5 protein-coding genes and 1 pseudogene (1 of these 6 running past the window's edge) are annotated in these 9106 nt (G+C 31.9%); all 6 read right to left on the bottom strand.

The window, feature by feature from the left end:
• Positions 1–147 precede the first annotated feature (147 nt).
• Positions 148–630 carry a hypothetical protein gene (locus A2255_06590; GenBank protein OGI22190.1) on the bottom strand — a complete coding sequence of 161 codons (483 nt, stop codon included), beginning with the start codon at positions 628–630 and terminating at the stop codon, positions 148–150.
• 6 nt (positions 631–636) lie between these two features.
• Positions 637–2628, bottom strand: coding sequence for a hypothetical protein (locus A2255_06585; GenBank protein ID OGI22189.1), 1992 nt, complete (start codon positions 2626–2628; stop codon positions 637–639).
• Between the two features lie 37 nt (positions 2629–2665).
• Positions 2666–5263 carry a hypothetical protein gene (locus A2255_06580; protein ID OGI22188.1) on the bottom strand — a complete coding sequence of 866 codons (2598 nt, stop codon included), beginning with the start codon at positions 5261–5263 and terminating at the stop codon, positions 2666–2668.
• A 212-nt stretch (positions 5264–5475) separates the two neighbouring features.
• On the bottom strand, positions 5476–5823 hold the full coding sequence (locus A2255_06575) for a hypothetical protein (GenBank protein OGI22187.1): 348 nt from the start codon (positions 5821–5823) through the stop codon (positions 5476–5478).
• An 87-nt stretch (positions 5824–5910) separates the two neighbouring features.
• The gene (locus tag A2255_06570) at positions 5911–7068 is read right to left on the bottom strand and encodes a hypothetical protein (protein ID OGI22186.1); all 1158 of its coding nucleotides are present in this window, start codon (positions 7066–7068) and stop codon (positions 5911–5913) included.
• 227 nt (positions 7069–7295) lie between these two features.
• A pseudogene (locus A2255_06565) lies at positions 7296–9106 on the bottom strand (alanine--tRNA ligase); it runs 844 nt beyond the window's last position.

Raw genomic sequence — 9106 nt, 5'->3', positions numbered from 1 at the left:
GTTTTTGCTCATTTTTGTCTAAACCTTTTAAGTTATTTTTCTGAACTTAAAATTTTAGACGTTTTTTTGTCGGATAGGTTCTTATTAGCAATAGATAAAAGCCAGAGTAAATAATCACTCTGGCTTTACTTATAAATATAAACTTGGTTATTTTCTTAATCTGTGTTTGACAAATGATACAACTGCATCGGTGATTGTTTGCGGTTCTTCCTTTTCTCCTTTTATTGGCTGGGTTGTTTTTTGAGGAGTGGAAGGTTTTGTTTTCAAGCGTTTAATTAGCAGGACTAAAATAATTAAAGCTAATATAATTAATAATAAGAAAGGCAGTATTTTAGATACCATTACAAATGGTAAGAAATCTTGTTTTAAGATTTCTTGTTTCACTTGAGTTTCATTGAGACCTTCAAATTTTTTATCAGCTTCAGTTAGTTTGGGCATTTCTTTAGGTGGCTTAGGGATGGAAGGTTGTTGAGCAGCACCTCCCTGGACTATGCCTTGGGGTTGTTTTGTTGTTATAATTGAAGGTTCTTTGACTAAAGGAGGACCTATTCCTTCAGCAGAGTATGCAAAATTATTCAATGATAAAAAGAAGCAAAATGAAACTATAGCTATGCTTCTTTTTAGGTTCATTTTATTTTACTCCTTATTTGTAGTTTTGCTTTTTGCATTTGTTCTACTTTTAGCAGAGGAAGCTGATCTTGGTTTCCTGCCTCTTCTTATAGGTTTCTGTGCCTCAGATTCTGATTTAGCAATATTAGCTGAATTAGAGGCATTTTCTAAAACAGAATTTTTTTCATCTGCTGGTTTTGCAACTTTTTCTTGTACAGAAGGAGTCTGTGCGAGTTTTACAGGCTCTTTATTTTCGATCTTATTATGAACTTTTTTTTCAATTTGAACTGAAGATGTTTGGTATCCAAGATTTATAGTTTCAGGTTTTTGTTTAATTTCCTCTTGTGCTTCATTAATAACATATTCAGTGCTTTCTAATTCTTGAAGTATTGAGAATACATTTACATTATAAGATTCATCCATATATTCTCTTGCTATTCTTGATGGGATAGCCGCAAATACAATTACTTTGGATAAGTTAGGAATGTATCCATCTGAGCTGAAGTACTGTTTGACAGCTTCATCATTTAGCTCTAAAGTTTGAATTTCAGGTTTTTCTTCTTTCTGAGTTTTTTGTATTGTTGAAGCGACTACGGAAGGAGTAGTATTTATTTTTTTTGGAGTAACTGCTTTTTCTTCAGTATTTATGGGTTTAGTCACATCAGGAGTTTGTTTTTGAACTATATTCTCAGCAATAATAGGTTTTATTTTATTATTATGATTGTTGTTATGGTTATTATTAATTTTTTGAGGCATTCTTATTTTTGTGTTTGCAGGTCTAACCTTGAATTCAGCTTCTACAGGCGGCGATGCAAAGTTAAATTCTTCAATTACAGCACCTGTTCCTGAACAGGCAGGACACTTTTTAGTAAATAATTCAGCTAAACTTTGGCCCTGTCTATGCCTTGTAAGTTCTACGAGGCCAAGGTCAGATAATTGGCCAACTTGTGGTTTTGCTTTATCAGGTTCAAGAGCTAATTCTAATTCCTCTAGAATTGCCAATTGGTCAACTCTATTTTCCATATCAATAAAGTCGATAATGATCATGCCGCCAATGTTTCTTAGTCTTAATTGTCTTGATATTTCCTGTACAGCTTCAAGGTTAGTTTTTCTAATAGTTTCATTCTGAGTGGCAGAACTTGTAAACTTACCGCTGTTAACATCGATTACGCTTAAAGCTTCAGTGGTTTGAATATATAAATAACCTCCACTTGGTAAGTTAACTTTTGTTTGAAGTGCTGATCTGATTTCTCTATCAATTCCTTTGGCGGTAAGTAAAGGATCAGAACCCTTATAATAAGATACTTTAATGCCACTACCTATATTCCAGGTCTGAAGTAACTGATTTGTTCTATGTAGAGCAAAAGGTGTATCTACCATAATTTCCTTTACTTCTTCTGTACAGGCTTCTCTAATGACCCTATAAAGAAGATCCTGGTCTCTATAAAGGAGATTTGGAGGAGTAACTGTGTCTGCTGCAGCGACTATGTTATTCCATCTTTCTAATAATAATTCTAAATCTTCTTGAATTTCAGATTCTGATTGATTTTCAGCTTCAGTTCTAATGATTACACCAACCCCAGCAGGCTTAAGTAAACTAACAACAGATTTTAATCTGGCACGTTCCTTAACTGCAGTGATTTTACGACTTACACTTATGCCTTTTTCATCAGGCATAAGTACAAGAAATCTACCAGGTAAACTTATTGAAGTTGTTACTCTAGGGCCTTTATGTCCTGTAGGCTCTTTAATAATTTGTACTACTAGAGATTGTTTTGGAGTTAATTTATCTTTTAAAGCTCCTTTGCCTGCCACGTCTGATGCATGTAAAAAACCCATTCTATCCCCGCCAACATTTACAAAAGCAGCATCTATACTTGGCAGTATATTTTCTACTTGTGCCAAATATACGTCTCCTAATAGCATATTGCCACGATGGATAAAAAATTCTATTACTCTGCCTTCGGCCGTAACAGCAGCGATATTATCGCGTTCTGAGATAATGATTGATTTGTTCATACTAAACTTTTTTCCTCATAAATAAACATATATAAACTTATAATAATTCTTTAAAATTGCAATCCAGCAATTTTTCTCTAGCGATATTCCATTTAATATCGGGAGTCAAAAACTTAAGAAAATCATCTGGCCTTAAAGTGCCATTTTGACCTGTCATTAAAATAAATTCTAACCTGTAAAGGCAATCATCACATACTTTAATAAAATTTATATAGGGTCTTATATCTATTAATTTTTTTAAGCCTTTATGTTTTTCTTTCTCGATAAAAATATTTTCTTTAGAAAGAACGTTATTGACAATACACTCTAAGTCTATTTTTTTTAGGGTATCAGAGTCAATAGGCATAGCAGAGTATTTTGCCCAATTGATCCTTGTATCAATAGCTTTTTCCTCTTTAGAAATTTTAACAATTTTCATTATTTTGGAATTTTCCGGTAGAAATTGATTTAATTTTTCCAATAATGCGTTTTCTTGCATTTCTTCTATTAACTCTATATCTAAATATTCATCATAGCTTTCTACGAATAATGGTAAAGCCATACCGATAGATATTTTAGGTGAAGGATTAAATCCTTGTGTAAAACTTACTTTTATTTCTGCTTTTCTTACTGCTCTATACAGCATTCTTTGCCAATCAAGATGAGAAATAAATTTTAAACTGCCCGTTTTTTGTAGCTTTAATCTGTATTTATGTGCAGAATTCTTTTCTTGTATTAATTGACTTTGATTATTGTCACTAGAAATGTTAATTTGCTCTTTTGATTTTATTATAGGCTCTTTTTTAAATGACTGACAAACGCCGCAGTTTGAACAGGCCTCATCGCAGGGGATTGATGATTGATAATTAGTTGCTTTAGTAAATTCTTTTTTTAACCAATCTTTATCAATTCCAACATTTATTATATCCCATGGAAGTCCAGACTCCAAGCAGATTTTTCTTGAGGCATATTCTTCAAAACAGATATTTAACTCTTCTGCTGATTGATACCAGATTTTTTTGTTAAAATGCTCATCCCAGGCATCGAGATAAGAACCTTTTTTATGTACAGATTCTATTAACTTGTTTAATTTTCTATCACCTCTGGCGAATACTGCTTCAAGCTGACTTAGAAAACTGTCATGAAAATTAAGTTTAACACCTTTTAATTGTCTAACTTTTTCTTTTAAATACCTTATTTTTTCGTTAATTAATTCTGTACTATCTTGATCACACCATTGAAATGGAGTAAAAGGTTTTGGAACGAAAATTGATACAGTGCAGGTAATATCCAGGTGTTTATTGACATTAAGACTTCTTTTTAACTCATTAGCCTTATTTTTAATTTTCTGTAGAAGGTTTATTATTTCATCAAGATCTTCAAATGTTTCAGTTGGAAGACCAATCATAAAATATAATTTAACTTTATTCCAGCCTGCCTGATATGCAGATAAAACTGCGTTTAATATTTGGTCTTCATTCAGGTTTTTATTTATAACATCTCTAAGTTTCTGACTTCCTGCTTCAGGTGCAAAAGTTAGAGTGCTTTTTCTTACTGATTGTACTTGATTTGCAAGTTCCAGACTAAAAGCATCTGCTCTTTGACTTGGTAATGATATTGAAGCCCCGGTTTTGGCATATCTCTGATTTAAAGCACAAACCAGTTCTTCTATATTTATATAATCATTTGAAGATAGAGATAATAAGGAGTATTCATCATAGCCTGTATTTTTAAGAACTTTATCTGTAAGCTCAATTATACTTTCAGGTTCTCGTTCTCTTATGGGAAGATTTACAAAGCAGGATTGGCAAAATCTACACATCCTTCCGCATCCACGCCTTATCTCTATAACTGCTCTATCATGAACAGATGAGGAATAGGGAACTGGGAAATTGGTCGGATAATTCTGGTCTTTTAAGCTTGCTATTCTTTTATTAATTATTTCTGGGAATTCTTCACTTGCAGGATATGGTCTGGAAAACTCACTATCAGCTTTATAAAACTTTGGAATATAAATCCCTTCTAATTTTTGAAGATTTCTCAAAGTTTCTTCTTTAGAAATTTTATTTAATTTTGATTTTTTTATCTCATTTAAAATCTCAATGAGAACCTCTTCTCCATCACCAATAACAAATACATCAATAAAATCAACAAGCGATTCCGGATTAAAACATCCCGGTCCACCTGCAAGTATTATAGGATCAGAATTAGATCTTTCCTCTGATTTAATTGGAATTTGTCCCATTTCCAGCATTGCCAGAATAGTCGGGTAGCTAAGTTCGTATTGGAGTGAAAAAGCAATTACATCAAATTCACTCAGCGGCATAAGACTTTCAACTCCATAAAGTGGAATTTGATTTTCAGCTAATTTCTGCTTAAAGTCTATAGCCGGTGCGTAAACCCTATCAGCGAGAAGTTCCTGAGAGCTTTCCTGATTAATTATATGATATAAAATTCTATGACCAAGATTTGAAATACCTATTTCGTATAAATCAGGAAAGGCAATTGCTGTTTTAACTATAGCTGAATTCCAGCTTTTATTTAAACTGCCTATTTCTTGACCTATATATCTTGAAGGCTTATTAACTTCTAATAAAACTTTATTAATTTTTTCCAGCATATCTTGCTGGGATAGGGTTATTTCTTTTGATATCACTGTTTTAACTATGCCTTTATAAAAATGTTTCCAGTTTTGACTAATTATTTAGACGCAATATAAATATAAAAGTTTTATAATAGTGCATTTATTTTAAAAAGTTTAATCAGCTTTACGCTGTTATTCTTGATATTTTATTAAATATTACCACAAATCCTTTATATTTAGTAAATTATAGAAAAAGATAGCTTTGTTTTGCTTTAAAAATATAATTATGCAAGCTCGTGCGGGTAATATTTATTAATCTCTAGGATTTTCCCTTCTATCTCATTATTAGTATAAGGTTTTAGAAAATCTAAAATATCTTCTCCAGGTACCTTATAATTGTATATGTAAGGATATTCAGAATGTTTGACCATAACTTTTACTAGATAATGGCAATCATTAGAACTCTTTAAAAGCTTATCTTCATCAAAATTTCGGCCATTATCATCTTTTTTAACGCAGATATAATAAAAACCGTCATCACTTCTGATAACTTTTTCTTCATCAAGTATTGGTAATTGTTTTTTGTGTCTTGTAAATATATTTATAACTTTTTCATTGATTTTGTCTGTCATAATCTTTATTGTCCAATAAGCTTCCCCAAAATATTTTACTATATATCGAATTAGTTGTATATAATGTTAACTTGTTTTCTAAGGAGATTATAATAATAAATTCTCAAATTCTATCTCTTTTTTTCCTGCTAATTTCTTACGAATTATTGGATCTGCAATTATAGCAGTAAATATAGTAATCAAATCTTTTTCCCACTTAATCCCAGCATTACGAATATAAGTGTCAATAACATCTTCAAAATCAAAAGACCTTCTATACGTCATTTCTGCTGTCATAGCTTGATAAGAATCAATTATGGATATAATTTGAGAGCCAAGAGAAATTTGATCTCCTTTTTTACCTTTTGGATAACCCGATCCGTCAATATATTCATGATGGTCCTGAATTATCGGTATATAATCGTCAAACACTTCAAGTGGACGAAGTACTTGCTCACAAGCTATGTACGGATGTACTTTAACTAATTTCCACTCTTCTGATGATAACTTTTCAGATTTCTTGAATAAGCTATGGGGAAATGCAGTATAGCCTATATCGTGTAAGAGTGATGCTACTGCTATTTTCTCAACTTCATACCAGGGTAAATCAAGTTCCTTTGCAAATATAATGGTTCCTATGGTAACTTGAGCCGAATGTTGAGAAAGAAATGAATCATAGTCATTTATGTGTTTAACCAAATAAATTAACTGATTAAATAATCTTTCTTTATTTTTTCTGTTTATATCAAGCCTATTTGGTTTTTCGTGCAGGTTATTAAGCTGTAAGTTATGGGATAAATTGGATTTGTTATGTTTATTTGTGCCTAAACTAGACGGAGCTGCTGCTCGTACAACCTCGTTGTAAGTAATTCCATCTTGTGGATATTGTGCTATTCCTACATCTAATCTTACATATTCACTAAATTGCTGATCTATCTCACTAATAATTTTATTGATTGTTATAAGTGCAAGATTTGTATTGCTTTCTCCAAAAAGTATGATAAATTTGTTTTTGGTGTCAATGGTATAGCAGTCATTAGCATCTCTAATATTGTGACGTATAGCATTAGCAATAGATTCAATTAAAATAGGCATTTGTAAAGAATAGCTGCTATCCACGAAACAAAATTCCAGTATAAATATACTAAAGCCTTTGTGATTATCCTGATAACGCTCTATTCTTTTCTCGACTACATATTTAAATTGTTCTAATGAAGTAATTTCTGCTAGTCTAATAGGATTATTTTCTTCTGCATTTATATTCATTTTATTTCTACAAGCAACTATTCTAACTTAATTATTAATATGTTGGATTATAAATATATAAAAATTATATCTGAAAATAAAATCCAAAAAATAATAAACATTACTTATTATACAAGATATAGCGGATTTGGAATAGTAGATAAAATTAATTAATATGTAAAACTTAAATATACGTAAAACGTAAATATCTGATTGTAAATATTTGCATTTTAGTTTTTGCAGTTATTTTAAATAGATGAAAGCTTTTCATATATTTTCAATAGCGTTTCATCAAGTTTAGCAGGATCTTTAGCACCTGCTTGAGCAAAGTTTGGTTTTCCTCCGCCTCTTCCTTCACACATTGTAGCTATTTCATTAACTATTTGACCTGCATTAGCTCCTTTATCTATAAAATTTTTGGAAGCTTTAGCGATAATGGAGATTTTGCTGTCTTGTACAGATGCTAAGGTTATTATGCTATTTCCTAATTTATCTGATAATTTTTCAACAGCTGTTCTTAATGCATCTGGTGCAAGTCCGTCAACTCTTGATATTAACAATTTTCCATCAGGAATATCTTTGGCTGTATTAACCAATAAGTCAACTTTGCCCTCCGCAATTACTGATTCAAGAGCTTTTATTTGCTTCTGGTATTGTTTTGTCTCTTCAATTACTTTATCTATTCTTTCTGAAGATTCTAATGGCGGAACTTTTAGAGTTTGTGAAATTTTATTAAGCTCATTAAAGTATGTATTCAAATATGTCAATGCATATTCACCGCAAACGAGCTCAATTCTTCTGGTTCCTGCTGCAATAGCACCCTCTGATACTATTTTACACAGCCTGATTTCTCCTGTAGAGTCTACATGAGTGCCTCCACAGAGTTCTTTACTTACATCTCCGATTATTACTACCCTTACTTTGTCACCATATTTTTCGTTAAATAAAGCTATTGCGCCAAGTTCTCTTGCTTGCTCCGGTGTAGTTTCGACTGTTTCTCTTTTTATGTCCTGATTAATCCAGTCATTAATTAGGCTTTCAACAGCATTTATTTCATTTTGAGATAAAGCTCTATCAAATGAAAAGTCAAAGCGGGTTCTGTCTGGAGTCACCTGGGATCCAGCTTGAGCTACAGTTTCACCAAGAACTTGTCTGAGTGCGGCTTGAAGCATGTGCGCACTTGTATGATGAATCATTATATCTTTTCTTCTATTTGTATCAACAATAGCTGAAGCTGTCTCACCTGTTTTTACCATTCCGGTTAAAATTCTGACTCTATGTATGAATAATTCATCAAATTTTATTGTATTTACAACTTCAAGTTTAAAATCTTTACCTGTTATTTGACCAGTATCACCGATTTGACCACCAGATTCAGCATAAAATGGGGTTTTATCAAGTATTATCTCAATTTCATCACACTGACTTGCGCTGTTAACTCTTTCATTATCTTTAATAATTGCTTTTATTGTGCAGTCTTCAGCTTGTGTGGTGCAGTATCCAAGAAATACACTTGGACCAACGTGATTTAAAGTATCTACGTATATAAGCTCATCGGTTAATCTTACAGTAGCCTGAGCTTTTTTAGCTCTTTCTCTTTGCTCCTGCATTTCCTGATTAAAACCTTCTTTATCAACAGAAATACCCTGCTCTTCAGCTATCTCAATAGTTAATTCAAGAGGAAATCCATATGTGTCATAAAGCTTAAAAGCATCGGCCCCTGAAATTTGTTTTTCGCTGGTATTTTTTACTTTTTCTATAATCTCATCAAGTAAGGATTCACCTCTGCCGATTGTTTGCTTAAATCTTTCTTCTTCAGCTTTTATTATGTTAATAATTTTTTCTTTATTTTCTTCAAGTTCAGGATACGCTTCTTTATAATTGTCAACAACAGTGTCTACCAATTTGTATAAGAAAGGTAGTTCTACACCCAATATTTTTCCGTGTCTTAAAGCCCTTCTTAAAATCATTCTTAATACGTAATTTCTTCCTTCATTACCTGGAATTAAGCCGTCAGAGATGAGGAAGCATACGCATCTGGCATGATCTGTAATTATTC

This window comes from Candidatus Melainabacteria bacterium RIFOXYA2_FULL_32_9 (genome assembly GCA_001784615.1).
In the GTDB taxonomy this organism is placed as follows: Bacteria; Cyanobacteriota; Vampirovibrionia; order Gastranaerophilales; family UBA9579; genus UBA9579.
This window is presented reverse-complemented; position numbering and strand designations above follow the sequence as displayed.